Source organism: Lederbergia ruris (genome assembly GCF_018332955.1).
Classification (GTDB): domain Bacteria; phylum Bacillota; class Bacilli; order Bacillales; family Bacillaceae_C; genus Lederbergia; species Lederbergia ruris.
Map to the genome: position 1 here is coordinate 1 of NZ_BORB01000115.1, position 585 is coordinate 585.

At 40.5% G+C, this 585-nt stretch carries 1 protein-coding gene; it reads right to left on the bottom strand.

Annotated elements, in window-relative coordinates; all coding sequences use genetic code 11:
• Nucleotides 1-158: 158 nt before the first annotated feature.
• A complete protein-coding gene (locus tag KI363_RS21675) occupies nucleotides 159-347 on the bottom strand; it encodes a hypothetical protein (RefSeq protein WP_158321923.1) in 189 nt (62 codons plus the stop codon).
• Nucleotides 348-585 lie beyond the last annotated feature (238 nt).

Here is a 585-nt window from a genome sequence, read left to right on the forward strand (position 1 = left end):
CTTTCTTGAGTGTTGTGTGGTAACTTCATTCTACTAGAAAGGGCGATTTTTTTGTATGTATTTTTAGTAAAAATAGGAAAGGTTGTCACAGGAAGTCGTTTTTCAACGACTTTCTGGACAGCCCCTTAATGATAAGGAGGCGCCTACTGATTTTACTACTAATCCCAATCTTCTTCGCGCCGACGACGTTCTTCTCTGCATCTGCACTCAAATCTCCGTCTACGTCTTCTTTCTTCTTCTTCTTCGCGCTCTCTTTCATGTCTTACTTCACGACATCTGCAAATCAAGCGTACACGCCGTCTACGTCTTTCTTCTTCTCCACCAAAATAATCATCTTCAAAATACATGACCATCGCACCTCCTTTTTATATACTCAAGCCGGCCGACTTAATACATAATATTGATGAATGCTATTTTTGATTGGACGAACTGTCTGATGAAAATAAGGATTTTATATAAAGAACAAAATCGCTAGCGCGACTAAACCACGTCCCAAGTGAAGATTATTCACTTGGGATATTCCTCGCTTGTCGCATGGTGCCATCACAAAAAGGACAGACTACCTCCACTTCTTCATTTTCTTCC

What these genes read in the sequence shown, in the direction of transcription:
- KI363_RS21675 (WP_158321923.1), bottom strand. Translation starts at nt 347, where the DNA reads ATGTATTTTGAAGATGATTATTTTGGTGGAGAAGAAGAAAGACGTAGA.